Source organism: Mesocryomonas lacus (assembly GCF_055730135.2).
Map to the genome: position 1 here is coordinate 153,475 of NZ_JBUZWE020000001.1, position 24,423 is coordinate 177,897.

20 protein-coding genes are annotated in these 24,423 nt (G+C 67.0%); 9 read left to right on the plus strand and 11 right to left on the minus strand.

Annotated elements, in window-relative coordinates; all coding sequences use genetic code 11:
• Positions 1-351 precede the first annotated feature (351 nt).
• The 4 genes from ACZLZY_RS00745 to uvrC form a co-directional block, all read right to left on the minus strand.
• On the minus strand, positions 352-819 hold the full coding sequence (locus ACZLZY_RS00745) for a molybdenum cofactor biosynthesis protein MoaE (RefSeq protein ID WP_472931491.1): 468 nt from the start codon (positions 817-819) through the stop codon (positions 352-354).
• 3 nt (positions 820-822) lie between these two features.
• Positions 823-1,074, minus strand: a complete 252-nt coding sequence (moaD, locus tag ACZLZY_RS00750) for a molybdopterin converting factor subunit 1 (protein ID WP_472931493.1) — start codon at positions 1,072-1,074, stop codon at positions 823-825.
• Between the two features lie 47 nt (positions 1,075-1,121).
• Positions 1,122-1,703 carry a CDP-diacylglycerol--glycerol-3-phosphate 3-phosphatidyltransferase gene (gene pgsA / locus ACZLZY_RS00755; RefSeq protein ID WP_472931494.1) on the minus strand — a complete coding sequence of 194 codons (582 nt, stop codon included), beginning with the start codon at positions 1,701-1,703 and terminating at the stop codon, positions 1,122-1,124.
• A gap of 103 nt (positions 1,704-1,806) precedes the next feature.
• Positions 1,807-3,864, minus strand: a complete 2,058-nt coding sequence (gene uvrC, locus ACZLZY_RS00760) for an excinuclease ABC subunit UvrC (RefSeq protein ID WP_472931495.1) — start codon at positions 3,862-3,864, stop codon at positions 1,807-1,809.
• Positions 3,865-4,218: 354 nt separating this feature from the next.
• On the opposite strand from uvrC, the gene ACZLZY_RS00765 reads away from it, so the two are divergent.
• Positions 4,219-4,884 (plus strand): outer membrane protein, encoded by a 666-nt coding sequence (locus ACZLZY_RS00765; RefSeq protein ID WP_472931496.1) that lies wholly within the window; start codon positions 4,219-4,221, stop codon positions 4,882-4,884.
• Between the two features lie 281 nt (positions 4,885-5,165).
• On the opposite strand, the gene ACZLZY_RS00770 is transcribed toward ACZLZY_RS00765, so the two are convergent.
• From ACZLZY_RS00770 to ACZLZY_RS00780, 3 genes are all read right to left on the minus strand, one after another.
• Positions 5,166-5,762, minus strand: a complete 597-nt coding sequence (locus ACZLZY_RS00770; RefSeq protein WP_472931497.1) for a glutathione S-transferase family protein — start codon at positions 5,760-5,762, stop codon at positions 5,166-5,168.
• 79 nt (positions 5,763-5,841) lie between these two features.
• Positions 5,842-6,297 carry a hypothetical protein gene (locus ACZLZY_RS00775; RefSeq protein ID WP_472931498.1) on the minus strand — a complete coding sequence of 152 codons (456 nt, stop codon included), beginning with the start codon at positions 6,295-6,297 and terminating at the stop codon, positions 5,842-5,844.
• A gap of 50 nt (positions 6,298-6,347) precedes the next feature.
• Positions 6,348-7,184 carry a 23S rRNA (adenine(2030)-N(6))-methyltransferase RlmJ gene (locus ACZLZY_RS00780; protein ID WP_472931499.1) on the minus strand — a complete coding sequence of 279 codons (837 nt, stop codon included), beginning with the start codon at positions 7,182-7,184 and terminating at the stop codon, positions 6,348-6,350.
• A gap of 136 nt (positions 7,185-7,320) precedes the next feature.
• Here ACZLZY_RS00780 and ACZLZY_RS00785 point away from each other — a divergent pair, with 136 nt between their 5' ends.
• Positions 7,321-8,433 (plus strand): alkene reductase, encoded by a 1,113-nt coding sequence (locus ACZLZY_RS00785; protein ID WP_472931500.1) that lies wholly within the window; start codon positions 7,321-7,323, stop codon positions 8,431-8,433.
• 112 nt (positions 8,434-8,545) lie between these two features.
• A complete protein-coding gene (locus ACZLZY_RS00790) occupies positions 8,546-10,645 on the plus strand; it encodes a molybdopterin-containing oxidoreductase family protein (protein ID WP_472931933.1) in 2,100 nt (699 codons plus the stop codon).
• Between the two features lie 285 nt (positions 10,646-10,930).
• Here the strand turns inward: ACZLZY_RS00790 and ACZLZY_RS00795 are convergent, their stop codons facing one another.
• From ACZLZY_RS00795 to purM, 3 genes are read right to left on the minus strand one after another with little or no spacing between them, the layout of a single operon-like run.
• Positions 10,931-12,631, minus strand: coding sequence for a sensor domain-containing diguanylate cyclase (locus tag ACZLZY_RS00795; protein WP_472931501.1), 1,701 nt, complete (start codon positions 12,629-12,631; stop codon positions 10,931-10,933).
• A gap of 59 nt (positions 12,632-12,690) precedes the next feature.
• Positions 12,691-13,308: a phosphoribosylglycinamide formyltransferase gene (gene purN / locus ACZLZY_RS00800; protein WP_472931502.1), complete on the minus strand. Its 618-nt coding sequence runs from the start codon at positions 13,306-13,308 to the stop codon at positions 12,691-12,693.
• 25 nt (positions 13,309-13,333) lie between these two features.
• Entirely contained in the window at positions 13,334-14,401 is a 1,068-nt protein-coding gene (gene purM, locus ACZLZY_RS00805) for a phosphoribosylformylglycinamidine cyclo-ligase (RefSeq protein ID WP_472931503.1), read from the minus strand.
• Positions 14,402-14,627: 226 nt separating this feature from the next.
• Here purM and ACZLZY_RS00810 point away from each other — a divergent pair, with 226 nt between their 5' ends.
• The 5 genes from ACZLZY_RS00810 (at position 14,628) to ACZLZY_RS00830 (ending at position 21,043) form a co-directional block, all read left to right on the plus strand.
• Positions 14,628-15,797 carry an AI-2E family transporter gene (locus ACZLZY_RS00810; RefSeq protein WP_472931504.1) on the plus strand — a complete coding sequence of 390 codons (1,170 nt, stop codon included), beginning with the start codon at positions 14,628-14,630 and terminating at the stop codon, positions 15,795-15,797.
• Positions 15,798-15,961: 164 nt separating this feature from the next.
• A complete protein-coding gene (locus tag ACZLZY_RS00815) occupies positions 15,962-16,708 on the plus strand; it encodes a P-loop NTPase family protein (protein WP_472931505.1) in 747 nt (248 codons plus the stop codon).
• Between the two features lie 393 nt (positions 16,709-17,101).
• A complete protein-coding gene (locus tag ACZLZY_RS00820; RefSeq protein WP_472931934.1) occupies positions 17,102-19,273 on the plus strand; it encodes an RNA degradosome polyphosphate kinase in 2,172 nt (723 codons plus the stop codon).
• A complete protein-coding gene (locus ACZLZY_RS00825) occupies positions 19,266-20,783 on the plus strand; it encodes a Ppx/GppA family phosphatase (RefSeq protein ID WP_472931506.1) in 1,518 nt (505 codons plus the stop codon). The genes ACZLZY_RS00820 and ACZLZY_RS00825 overlap by 8 nt, the downstream gene beginning before the upstream one ends.
• A gap of 17 nt (positions 20,784-20,800) precedes the next feature.
• Positions 20,801-21,043: a hypothetical protein gene (locus tag ACZLZY_RS00830; protein WP_472931508.1), complete on the plus strand. Its 243-nt coding sequence runs from the start codon at positions 20,801-20,803 to the stop codon at positions 21,041-21,043.
• A gap of 213 nt (positions 21,044-21,256) precedes the next feature.
• Here ACZLZY_RS00830 and rnd read toward each other — a convergent pair whose 3' ends face one another.
• Positions 21,257-22,411 (minus strand): ribonuclease D, encoded by a 1,155-nt coding sequence (rnd, locus tag ACZLZY_RS00835; RefSeq protein ID WP_472931509.1) that lies wholly within the window; start codon positions 22,409-22,411, stop codon positions 21,257-21,259.
• Between the two features lie 196 nt (positions 22,412-22,607).
• Here rnd and aspS point away from each other — a divergent pair, with 196 nt between their 5' ends.
• Positions 22,608-24,392, plus strand: coding sequence for an aspartate--tRNA ligase (gene aspS / locus ACZLZY_RS00840; RefSeq protein ID WP_472931510.1), 1,785 nt, complete (start codon positions 22,608-22,610; stop codon positions 24,390-24,392).
• Positions 24,393-24,423: the final 31 nt, after the last annotated feature.

Genomic DNA, 24,423 nt, shown 5'->3' on the forward strand with positions numbered 1-24,423 from the left:
TGATGTGAGAAAAGGGCGGTTGCTGCGGCGGCCGCCCTTTTTCGTTTCAGCTGCGGAGCGCGCCATGGCGGCGGAGCACGTCATCGCAAAGAGCGTGCTACTTCCAGAGGCGCGAACCCCTCAGATCGTCATCCTCGGCCGCAGGCCGGGGACCCATGCCGCCGCCTTCGCACCGCCGCCTCGGTCCCGGAAGGGGTGTGAGACATCGACCGCTGACGTTGTTTTCTATGGAGAGGCATGGGTCCCCGCGCTGCGCGCGAGGATGACGAACCTTTAGGCGTTCGAACTCTTCAGAGATCGAAAGATCGCCAGTCAGATCGCAAGTCCGCCAGTCCGCCGTGGATTGGAGAATTACAGACCCCAGCGGGCCGCGGCGGCATCGTCACTGGCCTTCGCCTCGACCCATCCGCCGACGCTCCCATCGGCGAGATGCTCGCGCTTCCAGAACGGTGCGCGTGTCTTCAGGTAGTCCATCAGGAAACTGGCGGCATCGAACGCCGCCTCACGGTGGGCGGAGGCGCAGGCGACGATGACGATCTCCTCGCCGGGTGCGATCATGCCGTGGCGGTGGATGGCCCGGCAGGCAAGGAGCGGCCAGCGCCGGCAGGCCTCGTTGGCGACCGACGTCAGCTCGCGCGTCGCCATGCCGGGATAATGCTCAAGCTCGAGGTTCGCCAGCCGGCCGCCTTCGTCGCGGCAGTAACCGATGAAGGTGACGAGGCCGCCCATCGCCCCGAGGGCTGTGGCCTCGATCGAGGCGGTTTCAGCGGCGAGGTCGATGCGGCCCGAGCGGATGTCGACGACAGGCGTGCAGCCCAAGGCTCAGCCTCCGGTCATCGGCGGGAAGAAGGCGATCTCGGTCGCACCGGCGATCGGCTCGGAATGGTCGACATGCTCCTGGTTGATCGCCACGCGGATCACTTCAGGTGCCTGCAGCGCTTCCTCGTAGCCCTCGCCGCGGCCTTTCAGCCAGTGCAGGAGGTCATCGACGGTGACGATGCCGGCGGGCAGAACGACGTCTTCCTCGGAAAGGCCGATCCGCTCGCGGACCCAGGCGAAATAGACGAGTTTCATCGGCGTGCTCCCAGTGTACGGGCGTTGTCTCTCAGGGCTGAAACGTCTCAGTCCGGGATATGGCGCACGCCGGCGCGGAAATAGTCGTAGCCGGTGTAGAGCGTCAGCACGGCCGAGATCCACAGCAGCACCAGCCCGGTCTCGGTGATGTAGGGCAGGATCTTGTCGCCGGCGGGTCCCGACAGCAGGAAGGCGACCGCAACCATCTGCACCGTCGTCTTCCACTTGGCGAGCTGGGTGACGGGAACGCTGACCTTCAGCCCGGCGAGGTATTCCCTGAGACCCGAGACCAGGATCTCGCGGCAGAGGATGACGATGGCCGCCCAGAGCGTCCAGCCGACGATGGTGCCATCGGCGGAGAGCAGCAGCAGGCAAGCGGCAACGAGGAGCTTGTCGGCGATCGGGTCGAGCATGCGGCCGATCGTCGAGGTCTGCTGCCAGGCACGAGCGAGGTAGCCGTCGAAGAAGTCGGTGATGCTGGCAACGACGAAGATGCCGAATGCCCACCAGCGCGCGTTGTCGTTGGCGACGAAGCTGCCGCCCCAGAAGAAGCAGATGACAACGAGCGGCACCGCGACGATGCGGGCGTAGGTCAACATGTTGGGGAGGCTGAGCGCCCGAGATGCCATAGGGAGTCCGGTCCGATAGTTTGGGGCTGCGCCTCTTGAACAGCGGCGCGGGAGCCGCGTCAACCGCCGAGTTCACGGGAAGGCGAGACGCGGCGCCTTTCTATCACCTGTCTTGGAAATGGTCGTAGACGAGCTTAGCCATCGCCTCAGAAATTCCCTCGACCTTTCGCAGATCGCCAAGCGCGGCGCGGCCGACTTCCTTGGCCGTGCCGAAGTGGTGCAGCAGCGCTCTTTTCCGCGAGGGGCCGATGCCGGCGATTTCGTCGAGCGGGTTCTTCACCAGCTCCTTCTTGCGCTTGGCGCGGTGGGTGCCGATGGCAAAACGGTGCGCCTCGTCCCGCAACCGCTGGACGAAATAAAGAACGGGATCGCGCGGAGGCAGAGAGAACGGCTCGCGCCCCGCGGTGATGAACCGCTCGCGGCCGGCATCGCGGTCGACACCCTTGGCGATGCCGATGGTGGTCACCTTGTCGGCGATGCCGAGTTCCTCGAGGATTGCCTTCACCGCCGAGATCTGGCCTTTGCCGCCGTCGATCAGCACAAGGTCCGGCCAGGCCGGCATCTCGGCCTCGTCGGCATCCTCGTCCGTCTCGGCCGGTGTGATGGCCGGTTGCGGCCCTTCAGCGTGCTCCTTCTTCAAGCGCGAGAAGCGGCGGGTCATTACCTCGCGCATCATGCCGAAATCGTCGCCCGGCGTGATGTCGGTGCCCTTGATGTTGAACTTGCGGTACTGGCTCTTGGCAAAGCCCAGTGGCCCGGCAACGACCATGGCGCCGACCGCAGCCGTGCCCATGATGTGCGAGTTGTCGTAGACCTCGATGCGGCGTGGCACCTGGGCAAGGCCGAAAGTCTCGGCAAGGCCTTTCAGCAGCCGCCCTTGCGAGGACGTCTCCGCCAGCCGCCGCCCCAGCGCCTCGCGCGCATTGGCGGTGGCGTGGTCGACGAGATCCTTCTTCTCGCCGCGCGCGGGCACGCCGATCACCACCCGCCGCTGCGCCCGCACGCCGAGCGCCTCGGCCAGGAGGACGCGGTCCTCGACCTCGATCGGAAGCAAGATCATCCGCGGGGCCGGCTTGTCGTCGTAGAACTGCGCGAGGAAGGCGCCGAGCACTTCCTGCGGCTCGAGCGAGGAATCGGCTTTCGGGAAATAGGCGCGGTTGCCCCAGTTCTGGCCGGTGCGGAAGAAGAACACCTGGATGCAGGTCAGCCCGCCCTCCTGGTGGATGGCGAAGACGTCGGCTTCCTCGGTGTTCTGTGGGTTGATGCCCTGGTGCGCTTGGATCTGGCTGAGCGACGTCAGCCGGTCGCGGTAGATCGCGGCGCGCTCGAACTCCATGTCCTCGGCGGCTTCCTGCATGGCGACAGCCATGTTCTGCTTCACCTGGGTCGACTTGCCCGACAGAAACGCCTTCGCCTCCTCGACGAGGTTCGCATAGTCGGGGATGGCGATCTCCCCGGTGCAAGGGCCGGAGCAGCGCTTGATCTGGTAGAGGAGGCACGGCCGCGTGCGGCTCTCGTAGACCGAGTCCGTGCAGGTGCGCAGCAGGAAGGCACGCTGCAGCGAGTTGATGGTGCGGCCGACCGCGCCGGCCGAGGCAAAGGGGCCGAAATAGTTGCCTTGGCGCGAACGGGCGCCGCGGTGCTTCATGATCGCCGGCGCCTCGTGGCCGCCGCTGACGACGATGTACGGGAACGACTTGTCGTCCCGCATCAGGACGTTGTAGCGCGGCCGCATGCGCTTGATGAGGTTGGCCTCGAGCAGCAGCGCCTCGGTCTCGGTGCGCGTCGTCACGAACTCCATGTGCCGCGTCTCGCGGATCATCCGGGCGATGCGGTTGGTGTGGAGCCCGGTGCGGGTGTAGCTCGTCACCCGCTTCTTCAGCGACTTCGCCTTGCCGACGTAGAGGACGTCCTCGCTCGCGCCGAACATGCGGTAGACGCCGGGGCCATTCGGCAGGCGCTTGACGAAGGCTGCGATCAGCTCGGCGCCTATAAGGCCCTGCGCTTCCGGCGTGCCGGCATCGTCCCACTCGATCGCGGCGAGAAGGGCAGCCGTTGGCGAGGGCAGGGAGTCGGGTGCGGCGTCGCCTTCCGCCTCGCTGTCGAGGTCGAAGTCGTCGTCGAGATCACTGTCGAGGGGAGTTGCGTCGGCGTCGGTCATGTCTGCTTCGTTGGGAGCGCCGAGGGCGCCTGGACTGTCGGGGAAATCCCGCGCTTCTATGTGCCTCAAGGCGCAGGCTGCGGCGGGATTTGTCGTTCCCTTATATGCGAACGCTGCGGCAAGAATGCAGCGTCAAAACCGCCGACCCGCAAAAGGTCGATGTGGCCGTTTCGCCATAGTGGCGAAAGAAAGGCAGCAGAACGAAAGCGGCGGTTCGATTATGGCGGATATGCGGCAGCGCGCCACTAGTCCGGCGGCGCGACGCGTGGCTAACCTTCTTCCCAAGCGGCGCTTGCGCGATCTCGTCGGCAGCGCCATTTTATCGGTGACGTCACCCAGGAAGGAGTGTCGATCATGCCATCGTTTCGACGCTCCCTCGCTCTGGCGACGCTCCTGCTTCTTTCGGCGCCCATGCTGTCGTCACCGGGCGTTTCGGCCGATCTCGCGGTGGCCGAGCCCGCCGTCCCGCTGGCATCCGCGCCGTCCTACATCTGGTCCGGGCCCTATGCCGGCGGCTTCGTCGGCTACAACTTCGCCAATCTCGACCATGCCGGCGGCGCCGAGTTCGACGGCGAAGGTTTCGTCGGCGGCGTCTATACCGGCTACAACCTGCAGACCAACCAGTTCGTCTACGGCATCGAGGCTGATCTCGGCGCCTCCGGCCTGGACGCCGGCGGCTACGATGCGGTGACCGGCGCGCCGATCTCGGCCGACGCCAACGCCTTCGGATCACTGCGCGCGCGTGTCGGCGTCGCCTACGACCCGTTCCTGTTCTTCGCCACCGGCGGCGTCGCGGTGGCGGGTGCCGAGCTCTCCTCCAATGGCGCCGAGGACAGCAACACGCATCTCGGCTACACCGTCGGCGCCGGTGTCGAGGCGCAGGTCGGCGGCAACGTCACCTCGCGCGTCGAGTATCGCTACTCCGACTTCGGCAGCAAGACGTACGATCTTGGCCCGGTCTCGACCTCGACTGGCTTCGACGAGCATTCGATCCGCGCGGGCGTGGCGCTGAAGTTTTAGGGCTTCAGGTGGGCCGGCGGCATGACGGGCGACGTCGATGTCAGATGTCTATGAAGGTAAATGCAAACGCTCGCGATTGGCGGCATACGCCAAAACTTCGTCATCCCGGACTTGGTCCGGGATCCATTCCTCAGCGCATCCAATGCGATCCATCACAGAATCACAGGTCCGCGACGGGAAGGTCAGCCGTTCTCGGACATGTTCAACGGTTTGGAATGGATCCCGGATCAAGTCCGGGATGACGAAACTTCAAGGTTGGCGCTAATTACACCGCCCAACTTTCACCCCTGCGGCTTCAGCGCCTCGTACTCCGGAAAGATCACCGGAAACGCCTCGATCCAGGCGACGAGCTGGGGATGCTTGTCTTCCCACTGGCCCTTGAAGCGCAGGTCGAGGTAGCCGAGGAGGCTGGCCAGGGCAAAATGGGCGAGGTTTGGTTCATTACCGAGCGAGGCGATGTTGGATTCCAGCACGGCCAGGCCGCGCCAGAGCTTACCGAGCTGGCGGTCGACCCAAGGCTGGTGCCGCATCTCCTCGGGGCGCATGCGCGCCTCGTATACGGTGAGCAGCGCGCTGTCGGCGACGCCGTCGGCGGTCGCGGCGATCCGCTTGACCAGCAGCCATTGCGGTCCGTCCTGTGGCACCAGGCGGTGGTCGCTGAGCCGGTCGAAATAGTCGCAGATGACATTGCTGTCGTAGAGCGGGGCGCCGTCTTCCGCGACGAGGGCCGGGATCTTTCCGAGCGGGTTGACCGCCAGGAGGTCGGCGGGCTCGGCGCCCGTATCGGTCGGGACCAGCGTCAGCGCGATGCCGCAATGGGCAGCGGCCATCCGGACCTTGGCGGCGAAGGGCGAGGCAGGTGCGTAGAACAGCCGCATGCGGGCTCCCGTCGGTCTGGACGCAGCGCTCACGAAACACTGGTCGCGTGTCAAAGCCCGCGGGCGGCGGGCGTTTTCGTCAGAAACGGCGAAGCGACTGGCAGTTGGCGCCGTAGATCAGCCACTTGTCGAGGCCGAGCACGCAACCCTCGGCCTTCCAGCCGATCGAGGCATAACCGAGCGGATGGGAGACGGTGTAGTAGACCGTCCGCCGCTGGCCGTCGGAAATCATCGCTTCGCCCTGGCAGTAGCGGCGCTCGATCGGCCGGTCCTCGCTCAGCGGGAAATAGGCCTTCTCGGCCATGTCGCTGAATTCCTCGATGACGTAGCCGGTCTGCAGCATCTCGACGGCGCCATGCTCGAACTGGTCCTCGACCTCGGCCAGCACTTTCGGGTTGTCGCAGGTCGGCACCAGCGCATCGGCGTAGATCTGCTGCGTCGGCGCCGGGCCGTAATAGTCGGCGCTCCAGGCGGGCAAAATGGCTGTGGTCGCAAGGGCTGCGCCCATCAACAGGCTGAGAAGACGGTCACGCATGGCTGTGGTCCTTCGCGGAGTCGGCGCCGCTGGCTCGGTATCCCACCGGTTTAGGATCGCTCGCCCGATATCGCAACCATCTCGACGCGGCCACGGCCTTCTTTGCCGAGCACCTGTTTCAGAATTGCCATGACGCGGGCCGCCTCCTCGGCAAAGGTATAGGGCGGATTAATCACCACGAGGCCGGAGCCGACGAGGGTTTCCGTCGGGGTGAAAGGTTCGCGGAAGAAGTCGGCCGCGACGATGTCGGGAATGCCGCTGGCTTTCAGGCCCGCATGCAGGCGGGCGCGCTCGGCTTTTCGCTTGATCGGGTACCAGATGGCGTAGATGCCGCCCGGCCAGCGCTTGTAGGCAGCCGTGACCCCGGCGACGATGTCGTCGATCTCGCTTGTCTTCTCGAAAGGCGGGTCGATCAGCACGAGGCCGCGCTTCTCCTTCGGCGGCAGGTGCGCCCCGAGCGCCAGCCAAGCGTCGAGGGCGATGACCTTGGTCTGCACGTCGCCGGCGAACACCTCCTTCAGCGCCTCGGCCTCGAAGGGGTGCAGTTCATAGGCCGAGAGCCGGTCCTGGCGCCGCATCAGCCGGCGGGCAATCAGCGGCGAGCCGGGATAGGAACCGGCACCGTCCGCCCGCACGATGTCGAGGTAGGCCTGGAGTTCGGGCGCCTCGGCCGCCGGCGAGGCGAGCAGCCGCGCGATGCCGTCCTGATGCTCGCCGGTGCGCTGCGCCTCCTCGCTCGACAGGTCGTAGCGGCCGCGGCCAGCATGGGTGTCGATGACCCGGAATTTCTTGTCCTTGCGCTTCAGATATTCGACGATCGACACCAGCAGCGCATGCTTCACGACATCGGCAAAATTCCCGGCGTGGAAGGCGTGGCGGTAGTTCATGCGGTTCTCCTGATGCCGGCGGCAACGCAGCGTTCACACCTCTTGACCGCGCTGCAGCGAGGGCCAAGTTGCAGCGCGGCGTATGCGCATTACATGCGACATACACAGTGTTACCCCCCGAAAGGAATTGCCCGTCATGGCAAAATCTAAGCTCTTCGAAGCCTTCGACCTCGGCCCGACCCATCTGGCCAACCGTCTGGTGATGGCGCCGCTGACGCGCAGCCGCTCGGACGAGGAGGGCAACCTGCTCGACCGTCACGTCGAGTACTACCGCCAGCGCGCCGGCGCCGGCCTGATCATCTCCGAGGCCACCAACATCTCGCCCGAGGGCCGTGGCTATGCCTATACGCCGGGCATCTTCAACGATGCCCAGGTTGCCGGCTGGAAGAAGGTGACCGACGCCGTGCACGCTGCCGGTGGCAAGATCTTCCTGCAGCTCTGGCATGTCGGCCGCATCTCGCACCCCGACCTGCAGCCAGGCCATGCCGCGCCTGTGGCCCCTTCGGCCGTCAAGCCGGACGGCAAGGCCTTCACCGTCGAGGGCTTCAAGGACCATGAGATGCCGCGTGCGCTCGAGGAGAGCGAACTGCCGCGGGTGATCGAGGACTACGTCAAGGCGACGAAGAATTCCAAGGCTGCCGGCTTCGACGGCGTCGAGCTGCATTCGGCCAATGGCTACTTGCTCGACCAATTCCTGCGCGATGGCACCAACCTTCGCACCGACCGGTACGGCGGCTCGATCGAAAACCGCATGCGCTTCCCGCTCGAGGTGCTGGATGCGGTGATCTCAGCCTGGGACGCCGAGCATGTGGGCGTCCGCATCTCGCCGGTGACGGTGATGGGCGGCTCCTTTGAGAGCAACCAGCAGGCGGTGTTCAACGCCTATGTCGAAGAGATCGACAAGCGCCATCCGGTCTATCTCCACGTCATCGAAGGTCAGACCGGCGGCGACCGCAACAAGGACAAGTTCGACTACAACGCCCTGCGCCAGCGCTTCCACGGCACCTACATGGGCAACAACAACTACGATACCGAGCTCGGCGTCGAGCGCGTCGACCAGGGCAAGGTCGATCTCGTCTGCTACGGCAAGCTGTTCATTTCCAATCCGGATCTGCCGGTCCGCATGCAGCTCGGCGCGCCGCTGCTGCCCTGGGACCAGGCGACCTTCTACGGCGGCGACGAGAAGGGGTACACCGACTATCCCGCGCTGACCCCCGAGGAGATCAGCCGCTACGCCGCCGCGGGCTGATCGGCAGCCAAATGCATCGAGAGGGGCCGGAGCGAAAGCTTCGGCCCTTTTTGCTGGGCGGTGTCCGCCAAATCGCATGACGGCGCGCGAAAAGCGCGCCTATACTGCCGGCATGAACGACCTGACCCCCCTTCGCACCGGCCACAGCGCCTGCCCGCATGATTGTCCGTCGACCTGTGCGCTCGACGTCGAGCTGATCGGAAACAGCATCGGCCGCGTCCGTGGCGCCACCGGCAACAGCTACACCGCCGGCGTCATCTGCGCGAAGGTCGCGCGCTACGGCGAGCGCATCAACCATCCCGACCGCCTGTTGAAGCCGCTGCAGCGCACCGGGGCGAAGGGCGAGGGCAGTTGGCGCGAGATCACCTGGGACGACGCGCTCGATCAGGTGGCGGAAGCCTTCGTCAAGGCCGAGGCCCGGCATGGCGCCGAGAGCGTCTGGCCGTACTACTACGCCGGCACCATGGGCCAGGTGCAGCGCGACGGCATCCACCGCCTGCGCCACGCCAAGCGCTACTCCAACCAGTTCGATTCGATCTGCACCAACATGGCCTGGAGCGGCTGGCACGCCGGCACCGGCCGGCTGACCGGCGTCGATCCGCGCGAGATGGCGGAGGCCGACTGCGTGGTGATCTGGGGCACCAATGCGGTGGCGACGCAGGTCAACGTGATGACCCACGCCATCCGCGCCCGCAAGGAGCGCAAGGCCGCGATCGTCGTCATCGACATCTACGACAACGCGACGATGAAGCAGGCCGACATGGCGCTGAAGCTGCGGCCAGGCAGCGACGGCGCGCTGGCGGCGGCGCTGATGCATGTCGGCTTCCGCGATGGCACCGCCGACCGCGCCTACATGGAAAAGTACACCGACGACCCGGCCGGGCTCGAGGCGCACCTCGCCACCCGGACGCCGGAATGGGCCGCGGGGATCACCGGGCTTTCCGTCGCCGAGATCGAGGCCTTCGCCGCCCTCATCGGCCGGACGCCCCGCACCTTCTTCCGCCTCGGCTACGGCTTCACCCGCCAGCGCAACGGCGCGCCGGCGATGCACGCGGCGCTCTCGGTGCCGGCGGTGTTCGGCCACTGGCAGCACCGCGGCGGCGGGGCGTTCCACACCAACTCCGACATCTTCCAGTTCGACAAGAGCCTGATCATGGGCTCGGCGATGAAGGACCCGTCCGTCCGCTCGCTCGACCAGTCGCGCATCGGCAGGATCCTCGTCGGTGATCCCGGCGCTCTTCAGGGCGGCCCGCCGGTGACGGCGATGATCGTCCAGAACACCAATCCCGCCAACGTCGCGCCGGAGCAGCGGCTGGTGATCGAGGGGCTGCGGCGCGAAGACCTGTTCGTCTGCGTGCACGAGCAGTTCATGACCGACACGGCCAAGCTCGCCGACCTCGTGATTCCCGCCACGATGTTCCTCGAGCACGACGACATCTACCGCGCCGGCGGGCAGAGCCACATCCTGCTCGGGCCGAAGCTCGTCGAGCCGCCGGCGACGGTGCGCAGCAACCATTTCGTCGTCGAGGAACTCGGCAAGCGTCTCGGCGTCGGGGACCGTCCGGGCTTCGGCCTGACCGAGCGCGAGCTCATCGAGGACCTGCTGCAGCGCAGCGGCCGCGGGACGCTCGACGATCTCGAGGCCGGCCGCTGGCTCGACGCTCAGCCGGCCTTCGAGGATGCGCATTACCTCAACGGTTTCGGCTGGCCGGACAAGAAGTTTCATTTCCGGCCGGACTGGGCGAACGCCTCCTCGCCGAACCGGCCGCCGGCCTCGATGGGCCCGCAAGGTCCCGTCGCCCGCCTGCCGGAATGGCCCGACCATGCCGGCCTGGAAGAGGCGAGCGACGACGCCCATCCGTTCAAGCTCGCGACCTCGCCGGCGCGCCAGTTCCTCAATTCGAGCTTTGCCGAGACCGCCGGCTCGCGCTCGCGCGAAAGGCGGCCGGAACTCCTGATGCACCCGGACGATGCCGCCACCCTCGGCGTCGAAACCGATGCGCTGGTCACCATCGGCAACCGCCGGGGCGAGATCCGTCTGCCGGTCGCGGTCTCCGATACCGTGCGGCCGGGCGTGCTGGTGCACGAGGGGCTGTGGGCGAACTCGGACTTCGAGAGCGGCGAGGGGATCAACACGCTGGTCGGCTCCGACCCGGTCGCCCCCTCCGGCGGGGCAGCTTTTCACGACACACAGGTCTGGGTGCGGGTTTAGCGCGGCTTTCGGTGGACGTAGCGGTGATGGGACTGCTGTTATCGCAGAGTGAAAGCGCCGGTCGCTCGGGCCGCCGGGTCCTCTGACCAGCGATGACCGAACGAACTGCATGATCCAAATGTTAATCAGACGTTTACGGGAAGTTTCCCGACCAGTTCGGTAAGCGTTTGAATCAATCTCTCAGCCTGATGATTCTGGGTCTGAGCCCATGGGCCGGAGCCGTTGCGTGGACTCGGCTTAAGGCAGTTTGAGGAGTGCCGGCGAACGCGCCGGGGCTGCCGAGGGTCAGAGGGACGAATTGAAGCTGATGCGGTTGCGGCCGTTCGACTTGGCGTCGTAAAGGGCGAGGTCGGCGCGGTGGATCACGTCCTCGATCTCGCGATCGTCCGGCGCCATCGCGGTCGCGCCGATGCTGACCGTCACCTTCAGCGACTGGCCCTCCCAGACGATGACCGCCTCCTCGATCTGGCGGCGGATCCGCTCCGCCCAGGTGCCGATGACGGCCTCGTCGACATGGCGCAGCGAGACGACGAACTCCTCGCCGCCGAAGCGCGCAATGCGGTCGCTCGCCCGCAGCGAGCCGGCCAGCAGCCGGGCGATCTCGACGATGACCTTATCGCCGGCGGCATGGCCGTAGATGTCGTTGATCCGCTTGAAATGATCGATGTCGATCATCAGCACGCCGAGCTCTTGACGCTCGTGGCGCCCGAACACCCCAACCTTCGTCGCAAACTCCCGAAAGCCGCGGCGGTTGAGGAGGCCGGTCATCGGATCCGTGTTGGCGAGCGTCCGCAACTCGGCGATCGCCTCTTCCGACCGATCGGCCTCCAGCTTGGCGGCGCTCAGATGCGCTTCGGCGAAATCGATCCGGCGCACCAGCGAGCGGAGGGAGTTGGTCAGCCGCACGATGTCCAGCGAGCCGGATTGGCGGTGGATCAGGCCGATGTTCGGATCGCGGCCGATCTTGTCGGCATTGTCGGCCAGCATGGACAGCGGGCGTGTCACCCGTCCGGCGATCAGGGCGGCGGCCAGCGAGCTGGCGAGGGCCGCGATGGTGCCGATGAGGAAGATCACGAGGATCGTGCCGTTGGCGCGCGTCAGCGCCGCGGTGACCGGGCGCCGTGCGACGACGCGCCAGCCAAGCCCGTCATAGGAGCGAAGGCCGCGCGTGCCAACGATGGCGACGAGATCGTCTCCCGTCTGCGAGGGGGCGACCGTTCCGACCGTCGCGCCTTCGGCGGTGTCGGCGATCTGCTGCGGTGTCAGGGCCGGCTTCACGAGCTTCGGGCCAAGGAGGATGTTGCCGTCCGCCGAGGTGATCCACAGCTCGGTCTTGAGAGCCGGATCGATGTCCGACAGAAGCGTGTCGCGCATGTCGCGCGCCCAGGTCCAGCTGAGATGCGCGCCGAGGACACCGCCGACCCCGCCGCTGGCGTCGCGAACCGGCGCGGCGACGTCGACAAACCGGAAGGGCTCGCCGTCCACTGCCGCCGGGAGGAGCTTTTCCAGGAGCTTGGCCTGATGGACATCCTGGGTGATGGGACCGGCGAGGCCCGCCTTGAACCATGGCCGCTCGGCCACCGAGACGCCCTCCAGCATCCGCTGGGTGGCGGCCCGGACGGTTCCGTCCGCGGTGGCATAGCCGATCCAGGCGTAGTTCGGCAGCGTCGCCTGAGTCTCGTCGAGGAAACGGCCGATCGCGCCGGCATCGTCGGTCCAGGCTGCGGTGAGGGGCGCAAGGTTGGCGAGGTTGGTGATCTCGCGATAGCGCTCGAACATCTGCCGGTCGAGTTGCCGCGCCATGGTCTGCGAGAGCTGGCGCAGATCGGCGTTTGCCGTATCGACCGCGTGCCGCCGCACGACGCTAGCCGTCGCCAGCGTCATGATCGCAACGGTCGCCAGCGCCAGCAAGACCGTCAGCGCTGCCGATTGCGCGCGGATGCTGAGGCGGTCTCGCAGGCGTCCGAGCGCAATGCGCCATGGCATGTTGAGGTTTCCGATCGTTCCAGACCTTGCTGACGATAGGTCAAGAACACCCTTGGCGGCTAAGAAGTTAACACTGCCTTATCGTCCAGCATCACAACTCTGCCATCGAGGACCATGGCGAGCGCCTGCGGGTAGAGCGCGTGCTCGGCGACCAGCACCCGTGCGGCCAGCGTCTCCGGCGTGTCTGATGGCTCCACCGGCACGGCGGCCTGGGCGATGATCGGGCCGCCATCCATGACGAAGGTGACGAAATGCACGGTGCAGCCATGCAGCTTCACGCCGGCCTCGATCGCCCGGCGGTGGGTCTCGAGGCCCGGGAACAACGGCAGCAGCGAGGGGTGGATGTTGATCATCCGGCCGGCGAAGCGGTCGACGAACTCGGCCGACAGGAGGCGCATGTAGCCGGCGAGGCAGATCACGTCGGGGCGCGCCGCCTCGATCGCCGTGATCATCGCGGCCTCGTGCGAGGCCTTGTCGGCATGCCCCTTGCGCGGCACGGCTTCGGCATAAATGCCGGCAGCGCGCGCCGTCTCGAGGCCGCCAGCATCGGCGCGGTCGGAGAGGACGGCGACGATCTCGCCGGGATAGTTTTCCGCCTTCGTCGCCGCGAGAAGGGCGCCCATGTTGGAGCCGCGGCCGGACAGGAGGACAACGACGCGCTTGCGGGTCTGGCTCATTGCGGCATCACAGCGCGCGCCAGCCTCACAGCGCGAGGTCGCCATTGAAGGTCACGGCGGCGCCGTCGCGGGAGAGGATGCGGCCGAGCGGCACGACCTCTTCGCCCTCGCTCTGCAGGATCGCCGACACCATCGCCGCCTCCGCCTCCGAGACGACGACGATCATGCCGATGCCGCAGTTGAAAGTCCGCAGCATTTCGTGCGCCTCAACGCCGCCGGCCTTGGCGAGCCAGCGGAACACCGGCGGGGTGTCGATGGCGAACAGGTCGATGTCGGCGGCGAGATGCTCCGGCAGGACGCGCGGAATGTTCTCGACGAAGCCGCCGCCGGTGATGTGCGCCAGCGCCTTGATGCCGCCGGACTGGCGGATCGCGGCGAGGAGCGGCTTCACGTAGATGCGGGTCGGGGCGATCAGCGCCTCGGCGAGGCTCGCCTTGTCGGTATCGAACGGGGCGGGGGCGTTGTAGGTGGCGCCCGAGAGCTCGACGATCCGCCGCACCAGCGAATAGCCGTTGGAATGGACGCCGGAGGAGGCAAGGCCGAGGATCATGTCGCCGACCGCGAGCTCCGCGCTCGGCAGCAGCTGGCCGCGCTCGGCAGCGCCGACGGCGAAGCCCGCGAGGTCGTAGTCCTTCTCGGCGTAGAGGCCGGGCATTTCGGCGGTCTCGCCGCCGATCAGCGCGCAGCCGGCCTGGCGGCAGCCCTCGGCGATGCCCTTGACGATGGCCTCGCCTTGCGCCGGGTCGAGCTTGCCGGTGGCGAAGTAGTCGAGGAAGAACAGCGGCTCGGCGCCCTGCACAACGAGATCGTTGACGCACATGGCGACGAGGTCGATGCCGATGGTGTCGTGGATGCCGGTGTCGATGGCGATCTTCAGCTTGGTGCCGACGCCGTCGTTTGCCGCCACCAGCACCGGGTCGGTGAAGCCCGCGGCCTTGAGGTCGAACAGGCCGCCGAAGCCGCCGATCTCGCCGTCGGCGCCGGGCCGGCGGGTCGAGCGCACGTGCGGCTTGATCCGCTGCACCAGCTCATTGCCCGCATCGATGTCGACGCCGGCATCGCGGTAGGTCAGGTTGTTGGTCTTGTCGCTCATCGCCGTCATTCCCCTGGAAGCCCGCGAACTGACACGGATCGCCCCAAGCGGGCAAGGGGGAGCCCCGCCATTTGGCGGATGGCGGGGGAGCCGTCGCGTCCCTGGCGGCCGCCATCGGGTGCTGTGCGCGGAACCCTTGACCGCAAGGTGTTCGGCTGACTATCTCCCTTGCTGCCGCCGCGTGCGACAGGCCTGTAACTGATGAATAGCAGCGGAGTCGCCTGAGATGACAACGGATCGGGGCCGGCTGCTGCGACGTCAGATCATGTTCTGGGGCCTGGCCTTTCTCTTCGCCATCGCCTTGCTGGTGGTGTTTTCCAGCATTCTCCTGCCGTTCGTCTTCGGCATGTCCATCGCCTATTTCCTCGACCCCGTCGCCGACTGGTTGGAGCGGCGCGGCCTGTCGCGGATGATGGCGAGCGTCGTCATCCTCGTGCTCTTCGTCGTCGTCTTCACCGCGGTCATCCTGATCGTGGTACCGGTCGTCGGCGGGCAGATCGGGTCCTTCCTGCAGCGTCTGCCGGAATATCTCGACAAGCTGCAGTCGCTCGCCGCGCAGGCGCGGAGCGGGCCGCTCGCCTGGATGTTCGCCGGAGACGAGCAGTCGATGCGCGACGATTTCGGCAAGCTGGTGAGCCAGGGCTCGGCCTTCCTCACCACGCTCGCCGGCTCGCTGTGGACGTCGAGCCTTGCGGTGGTGAACTTCATCTCGATCTTCGTGGTGACGCCGGTGGTCGCCTTCTACCTGCTGCTCGACTGGGACCGGATGATCAGCAGGATCGACGAGTGGACGCCGCGCCAGCACGTCGACACCGTCAGGCGCCTCGCCCGCGAAATCGACCGCGCAGTCGCCGGCTTCATCCGCGGGCAGGGGAGCCTCTGCCTGATCCTCGGCAGCTATTATGCCATCGGCCTGTCGCTGATCGGGCTGAATTTCGGCCTGCTGATCGGCCTGTTCGCCGGGCTGATCTCGTTCATCCCCTATGTCGGCTCGACGCTCGGCCTCGTGCTCGCGGTTGGCGTAGCGCTGGTCCAGTTCTGGCCGGACTATGGCTGGATCATCGCGACCGTCGCGGTGTTCATGACCGGCCAGTTCATCGAGGGCAACATCCTGCAGCCCAAGCTCGTCGGCGCCTCGGTTGGCTTGCACCCGGTCTGGCTGATGTTCGCGCTCTTTGCCTTCGGCGCACTGTTCGGCTTTGTCGGCTTGCTGATTGCGGTCCCTGCGGCGGCCGCCATCGGCGTCCTCGTCCGCTTCGCCATCACCAAGTACCTGCAGAGCGAGCTCTATTACGGCCGCACCATCGGCCAGCCCGGCACCCGGATCGAGACGGTCGAGGGCAAGCCGATGCAGGAAATGCTGGAATCGGGTTTCCGTCCGGCGCCGAAGGAATAGCGGGCAAATCGCCGGTTCTGCGCTTGGCGGTGGCGGCGCCGACGGTTAGCCTTGCGATGCTGCCCAATGAATGAGCGCACGGGATGCGCTTTTTTGTGACAAAGGGCCGTGTTAGCCAAGCCTTCGCCGCGAGCCCGCCGCGAGTCCCAAGGATCGACCCCCGCGTGAACCCCGCCCAGCTTCCCTTCGATCTGCCGCACCGCGCCTCGCTGGCCCGGGACGATCTCATCGTCACCGACGCCAACCGGCTGGCCGTCGCCGCGATCGACAGCTGGCCGAACTGGCATCATCCGGTGCTGCTTGTCGTCGGCCCGCCCGGCTCGGGCAAGTCGCATCTGGCCGCCGCCTGGCAGGAGATGACGGGCGCGGTGCCGTTGCCGACGGAACTGTCGCGCCGCTTTGCCGTGGTGATCGACGATATCGACAGCGGCGCGCTGCCGGAGATCGAGATCTTCAAGGCGGTCAATGCCGCCCGCCTCGGCGGCGGCACGGTGCTGGCAACGGCGCGCACGCTGGCGCCGGCCATGGACCTCAAGCTTGCCGATCTCCGCTCGCGTCTGCGGGCCGCCACCACCGTGATGACCGGCACGCCCGACGAGGCGCTTCTTTCTGGCGTCCTGACCAAGCTGTTCTCCGACCGGCAGATCGCCGTCGATCCGCGTCTGGTGCAGTTCCTGGTGCTGCGGATGGAGCGCTCGCTGGAGGCGGCGAGCCGCCTGGTGGCCGCGATCGACCGCGAGGCGCTGGCGTCGCGCGAGAAGATCTCGCGGGTTCTGGTGCAGCGGGTGCTCGACCGGGCGGAGTTTGCCGCAGGCCAGCGCTACATCGCCGAAACGCCGTTGGACCGGGCGAGCGAAGGCGGGCACGATGCCGTGGCGCTGCCCCGCGACATTCCGCGAATGGAGGACTGAGCCTTGGACGATCCCGTGACGCCCCCTGTCCCCAGACCCCGCATCCGTCGCCCGAGGGCTGCGACGCCCACCGTGAAACCAATAGCGGCCAAGCCGGCGCTCGGCGTCAAGCCGCGCGCCGCCGCGCGCGCCAAGGCCAAGGTGGTCGCCACCGCCAAGCGCGTCGCAGCCGCGCCGAAGGCGCCGAAAGCCGAGAAGCCAGCCGCGCCGCCCCTGACGGCCTCCGCCGAGATCCGTCCGGAGGATGACGCGACCGAGACGCCGAGCCCGATCGAGGTGCTGGCCGCCGTGACGGTGCCGGAGCCGGAGAAGGCGGCAGCCGAGCGGCCGCGCGCCAAGCCCAACTCGGTCGCGCGGATTGCCGAGCGGCTGGAAGCCAATTCTGCCGACGCGCTGCCGCTGATTGAGACCATCGTCTCGGCGCAGGACGAGGCGCTGCCGGCCGACCGTTTCATCAACCGCGAGATCTCCTGGTTGCAGTTCAACCGGCGGGTGCTCGACGAGTCGCAGAACACGGCCCATCCGCTGCTGGAGCGCGTGCGCTTCCTGTCGATCTCGGCCGGCAATCTCGACGAGTTCTTCATGGTGCGCGTCGCCGCGATCGCCGCCCAGGTGCGCGAGAAGATCACGCTGCGCAGCGACGACGGCCTGACCCCGCAGGAGCAGCTCGACCATATCCTGCAGGAGGTCGGCCGGCTGCAGGAGGAGCAGCAGGCCTCGCTCGCCGATCTCGTCAAGGAACTGCGCGCCGAGAAGATCCTGATCGTCGGGGCGGGTGATCTGAAGAAGGACGACCGCGCCTGGCTGGAACAGCACTTCGCCGACTCCATCTTCCCGGTGCTGACGCCGCTGTCGATCGACCCGGCGCACCCGTTCCCCTTCATTCCGAACCTCGGCTTCTCGATCGCCCTGGCGCTGGTGCGCGAGCGCGACTCGCAGCGGATGAATGCGCTGCTGCGCCTGCCGGTCGCGCTGCCGCGCTTCGTCGAGCTGCCGCCGAACGATCTCGGCCTGCGCTTCGTGCCGCTGGAAAGCGTCGTGGCGCTGTTCATCGGCCGGCTCTTCCCGGGCTACCGCGTGCGCGGCGCCGGCACCTTCCGGCTGATCCGCGACAGCGACATCGAGGTCGAGGAGGAGGCGGAAGACCTCGTGCGGCTGTTCGAATCCGCTCTGAAGCGCCGCCGCCGCGGCCAGGTGATCCGCATCGAGTTCGACTCGATCATGCCGGAGGACCTGCGCGCCTTCGTCGCCAACCAGCTGGAGGTTCCGGACAACCGCGTCTCGGTGATGGACGGCATGCTGGCGCTGGATTCGGTGTCGCAGATCGTCCGCTGCCCGCGCGAGGACCTGAAGTTCACGCCCTACATCCCGCGCTTTCCCGAGCGCATCCGCGAGCACAATGGCGACTGCTTCGCGGCCATCCGCGAGAAGGACATCATCGTCCACCACCCCTACGAGTCCTTCGACGTGGTGGCGCAGTTCCTGCGGCAGGCGGCGCTCGACCCGAACGTCATCGCCATCAAGCAGACGCTCTACCGCACCTCGAACGACAGCCCGATCGTGCGGGCGCTGATCGATGCGGCCGAGTCCGGCAAGTCGGTGACGGCGCTGGTCGAGCTGAAGGCGCGCTTCGACGAGGAGGCCAACATCAAGTGGGCGCGCGATCTCGAACGCGCCGGCGTCCAGGTCGTCTTCGGCTTCATCGAGAAGAAGACGCACGCGAAGCTCTCGCTCGTCGTGCGGCGCGAGGAGGGCAAGCTCGTCAACTTCGTCCACATCGGCACCGGCAACTACCACCCGATCACGGCGAAGATCTACACCGACCTCTCCTACTTCACGACCGACGCCGACATCGCGCACGACGTCCTTCTCGTGTTCAACTACATCACCGGCTATGCCGAGCCGCAGGACCTGCACAAGCTCGCGGTCTCGCCGCTCAACATGCGCAAGCGCATCCTCGACGGCATTGCCGCGGAGGTCGCGCATGTGAAGGCGGGGCGGACCGGCCAAATCTGGATGAAGATGAACTCGCTGGTCGATGCCAAGATCATCGACGCGCTCTACCGGGCGAGCCAGGCCGGCGTCGAGATCGACCTCATCGTGCGCGGCATCTGTTGCCTGCGGCCGCGCGTGCCGGGCCTCTCCGACAACATCCGCGTCAAGTCGATCGTCGGCCGTTTCCTCGAGCACAGCCGCATCTTTTGCTTCGGCAACGGCTTCGGCTTGCCGTCCGAACAGGCCCTCGTCTATATGGGCTCGGCCGACATGATGCCGCGCAACCTCGACCGGCGGGTCGAGACCATGGTGCCGATCACCAATCCAACGGTGCACAGCCAGATCCTGTCGCAGATCATGCTGGGCAACATCCTTGACAACCAGCAGAGCTGGTCGGTCCTGTCCGATGGAACCTCCCGCCGCATCGCCGTCGCCGATGGCGAGCAGCCCTTCAACACCCAGCGTTACTTCATGACCAATCCGAGCCTGTCCGGGCGCGGCAAGGCCTTGAAGTCGGACGCCCCGAGATTGATTGCCAGACAGCGTGCGGAACATTCCCGATTTGACTGATACCCCCGTCCAGGGCCGGCTTGCAGGGCGTGAGCCCGTGGGCGTGGTCGACATCGGCTCGAACTCCGTTCGCCTCGTGATCTACGAGGGCAACACCCGCTCGCTGACCGTGCTGTTCAACGAGAAGGTGCTTTCGGGGCTCGGCAAGGGCCTGGCGCAGAGCAAGCGGCTCGACGAGAAGTCGGTCGCGAGCGCCCTGTCGGCGCTGTCGCGCTTCCGCGCGCTGGCGGCACAGGCGGGCGTCACCGCGCTCTATCCGATCGCCACCGCCGCGGCGCGCGAGGCGACCAATGGGCCGGACTTCATCGCCGCGGCGGAGGCGGCGATCGGCTGCCCGATCCGCATCCTCTCGGGTGCCGACGAGGCGCATTTCGCCGCCGAGGGCGTTATCGCCGGCTTCCACGCGCCGGATGGCATTGCCGGCGATCTTGGCGGCGGCAGCCTCGAACTCGTCGACGTCGCCAATGGCGCGATCGGCAAGGGCCTGACGCTGCCGCTCGGCGGCCTTCGCCTGCAGGACCTCTCGGGCAACGACATCGCCAAGGCCCGCCGCATCGCCGACAAGGAGGTCGGCAACTCTGCGCTGGCCGGGGCCGGTGAGGGGCGTCCGTTCTTCGCCGTCGGCGGGACCTGGCGCAACCTCGCGAAACTCCACATGGAGCAGGCCCGCTATCCGCTGCACGTCATGCACGGCTACGAGATTCCGAGCGCCGACTGGACCAGCTTCCTCGAGGCCGTCGCCAAGGGAGACCCGGAGGCGCTGCCGGGCATCGCCGCCGTCTCGCGCAGCCGCCGCGCGCTGCTCGCTTTCGGCGCGGTGACGCTGCAGAGCGTCATCAAATACGTGAAGCCGTCGAGCATCATCCTGTCGGCGCTCGGCGTGCGCGAGGGTTTTCTGCATTCGCTGCTGCCGGATGCCGAGCGTTCCAAGGATCCGCTGATCGAGGCGGCGCTGGAGCTCGCGATCCTGCGCTCTCGCTCGCCGCGCCATTCCGTCGAGCTCGTCGAATGGAGCCGTCGCAGCTTCGAGACGCTCGGCATCGACGAGACGCCGCAGGAGGAACGCTTGCGCGAGGCGGCGTGCCTCCTCGCCGACATCGGCTGGCGGGCGCATCCCGACTACCGCGGCAAGCAGAGCCTGTCGATCATCGCCCACGCCGCCTTTCCGGCGATCGACCACCAGGGCCGCGCCTTCCTCGGCCTCACCAACTACTACCGCCACGAGGGCAATTTCGGCCCGCCCGGCATGCAGGAAATCGAGAACCTCCTGACGCCGCGGCTGCTGCAGCGCGCCCGCGTCCTCGCCGCGCTGTTCCGCGTGACCTACCTCCTCACCGCCTCGATGCCGGGCCTCCTGCCACGGCTGAACTGGACCCAGGATCCGCGTGGCGGCTTCGCGCTGATGCTGCCGGAAGACCTTGCCGGCCTGACCGGCGAGCGTCCTGAAGCGCGCCTCGATCACTTCGCCAAGGTCGTCGAGCGCACGCTCCGGCTCGACGTCCTGCGCTAGATCAGGGGGAGGGCGACGTGCTGAAGTTCCTGTCGCTAGCCGTCGGGGTGGGGATCGGCGTCGCGGTGTTCATGACCGCGCAGTGGTACTGGTACGTCACGCGCGGCGCGAACCCGCACGACGATACCGGAACGATGCTGAACGAGCTGATGCCGGGGCCGATGAACGAATGGGGGTGCGCGCAGCTGCAGCTGCGGTTTCCGCAGACGACGGCGCCGAAGGGGTGCCGGGCGGGTGATGGGGTGAGCTGGCGGGGGTAGTCTCGCGACGGCTTTCACGGTGAAGTTCGTCATCCTCGGCCGCAGGCCGGGGGCCCATGCCGCAACTTTATTTGAGCCTCGTTCGGAGCCGGAATTGCCTTCACCATCGCATCGGCATGGGTCCCCGCGCTGCGCGCGAGGATGACGACGGGAGGGGCCTTGGCACCTCAAAGGTCAGCGTGGTGCCCCAAAGCCCAACCGTAAGTCCGCATTCTACCTCAGCGCGACCACCGCCACCTTGCGGTCCCGGAAGCAAAGCGCGGCCTTGCCATCCAGCAGCTCGAGCGCGCGATCGCCGAAGATCTTGCGGCGCCAGCCGGACATGGCGGGGATGTCGGCGTCGGCGCCCTTGGCAGCGAGATGCTCGAGGTCGTCGCCCGAGGCGATCATCTTGCCGGCCACGCCCTCCTGCTCGACGACGATTTTCAGCAGCACTTTCAGGAACTCGACCGCGGCGGCTGTGCCTTCCGGCAGGTTCGGCATCTTCGGCAGCGGCGGCAGGTCGGCTTTCGGGATCGCCATCGCCCGCTCGATCGCGGCGAGGATTTCCTTGCCGTTCGACGAGCGCTCGAAGCCTTTCGGGATGGTGCGCAAGCGGGCGAGCGTCTGCTCGTCGCGAGGCTGCTGCTGCGCGATCTCGAAGATCGTGTCGTCCTTCAGGATTCGCCCGCGCGGCTGGTCGCGGTTGCGCGCCTCGCGCTCGCGCCAGGCGGCAACTTCCTTCAGCACCGCGAGCTCGATCGGCTTGCGGACCCGTAGCTTCAGGCGGCGCCAGGCGTCGTCCGGGTGGAGGTCGTAGGTCTCGGGGTTCGACAGCACCGCCATTTCCTCGTCGGCCCAGCGCTCGCGCCCTTCGGCGGTGATGCGGGCGACCAGCACCTTGTAGACGTCGCGGAGATAGGTGACGTCGGCCAGGGCATAGTGCAGTTGCTGCTCGGACAGCGGCCGGCGGCGCCAGTCGGTGAAGCGGGAAGTCTTGTCGATCCGCCCGTCGCTGGTGCGCGCCACCAGCTGGTCGTAGGCGATCGATTCGCCGAAGCCGCAGACCATGGCGGCGATCTGGGTGTCGAACAGCGGCTTCGGCAGGAGGCCGCCGAGCTTGTAGACGATTTCCAGATCCTGCCGCGCGGCGTGGAACACCTTGATGACGCGCTCGTCCCGCATCAGATCGAAGAACGGCGCGAGATCGATGCCGGGCGCCAGGGGGTCGACGATCACGGCCAGCGTGTCGGACGCCATCTGGATCAGGCAGAGCTCCGGCCAGAACGTCGTCTCCCGGATGAACTCGGTGTCGACGGTGACGAAGGGGGCTTCGGCAAGGATGCGGCAGGCCTCAGCAAGGCCCTCGGTCGTGGTAATAGGCTCCATGATCCTTGCATAGCCGAAGTGCGGGCAAAGGCGAACCGATTCCGCGCGGTCATCCCGCCGCATGCCGGCGGCGCAAATCTTGACAGCGCGGGGGTGCCGTGCGCTTTTCCGCCGAAATCAGGACAAGCCCCCGATCGGGTCCGCCAGCGGCGGCGCAATGGCGCCCCCGTTCGGCAAAAGCCAGGAAGAACACGCCATGCACCGCTACCGCAGCCACACCTGCGCCGCCCTCCGCGAGGAGAATGTCGGCCAGACGGTCCGGCTCTCCGGCTGGGCTCACCGCGTCCGCGACCATGGCGGCCTGCTGTTCATCGACCTGCGCGACCATTACGGCCTGACCCAGATCGTCATTGATCCCGATTCGCCGGCCTTCGCCGTTGCCGAGACGATTCGCGCCGAATGGGTGGTGCGGGTGACCGGCACGGTGATGGCGCGCAGCCCGGAGACGGCCAACGCGAAACTCCCGACCGGCCAGGTCGAGCTCTTCGCCGAGGACATCGAGGTGCTGTCGACCTCGAAGGAACTGCCGCTGCCGGTGTTCGGCGACCAGGATTACCCGGAAGACGTGCGCCTGAAGTACCGCTTCCTCGACCTCCGCCGCGAGACGCTGCACCGGAACATCATGCGCCGGACCCAGATCATCGCCGCCATGCGCCGGCGGATGACGGAGCAGGCTTTCACCGAATTCTCGACGCCGATCCTCACGGCCTCCTCGCCGGAGGGCGCGCGCGATTTCCTGGTGCCGAGCCGTATCCACCAGGGCAAGTTCTACGCGCTGCCGCAGGCACCGCAGCAGTACAAGCAGCTTATCATGATGTCGGGCTTCGACCGCTACTTCCAGATCGCCCCGTGCTTCCGCGACGAGGACCCGCGCGCCGACCGTCTGCCGGGCGAGTTCTACCAGCTCGACGTCGAGATGAGCTTCGTCGAGCAGGAGGACATCTTCCAGACCATGGAGCCGGTGATCCGCGGCGTGTTCGAGGATTTCGCCGACGGCAAGCCGGTGACCCAGACCTTCGAGCGCATCCCCTATGCCGAGGCCATCCGCAAATACGGCTCCGACAAGCCGGACCTGCGCAACCCGATCGAGATGTCGGCCGTCACCGAGCATTTCGCCGGCTCCGGCTTCAAGGTGTTCGCCGGCATGATCGCCGCCGATCCGGAAGTCGAGATCTGGGCGATCCCGGCCAAGACCGGCGGCAGCCGCGCCTTCTGCGACCGGATGAACTCCTGGGCGCAGGGCCAGGGCCAGCCGGGCCTCGGCTACATCTTCTGGCGCGAGGAAGAAGGCAAGATCAACGGCGCCGGCCCGCTCGCCAAGAACATCGGCGAGGAGCGCACCGAGGCGCTGCGCGTCCAGCTCGGCCTTGGCGCAGGCGACGCCTGCTTCTTCGTTGCCGGCAAGCCGAAGACCTTTGCAAGTTTTGCGGGCGCGGCGCGCACGCAGGTTGGCGAAGAGCTGAACCTTGTCGACCGCGACCAGTTCAAGCTCGCCTGGATCATCGACTTCCCGTTCTACGAATGGGACGAGGAGCTGAAGAAGGTCGACTTTGCGCACAACCCGTTCTCGATGCCGCAGGGCGGCATGGAGGCGCTGGAGACGCAGGAGCCGCTGAGCCTGAAAGCCTTCCAGTACGATATCGTCTGCAACGGCTTCGAGATCGCGTCGGGCGGCATCCGCAACCAGCAGACCGAGACCATGGTCAAGGCTTTCGAGATCGCCGGCTACAGCAGGGCCGAGGTCGAGGAGCGCTTCGGCGGCCTCTACCGCGCCTTCCAGTACGGCGCCCCGCCGCATGGCGGCATGGCGGCCGGTGTCGACCGCATTGTCATGCTGCTCTGCGGGGTCAAGAACCTTCGCGAGATCACCATGTTCCCGATGAATCAGCAGGCCTACGACCTCCTGATGAACGCGCCGAACGAAGCCTCGCCCACCCAATTGCGCGAGCTCGGCCTGCGTGTGACGGCGCCGGCGAAGTAGGCATCGACGGCGCCACCGTGAGAGAGGTTCA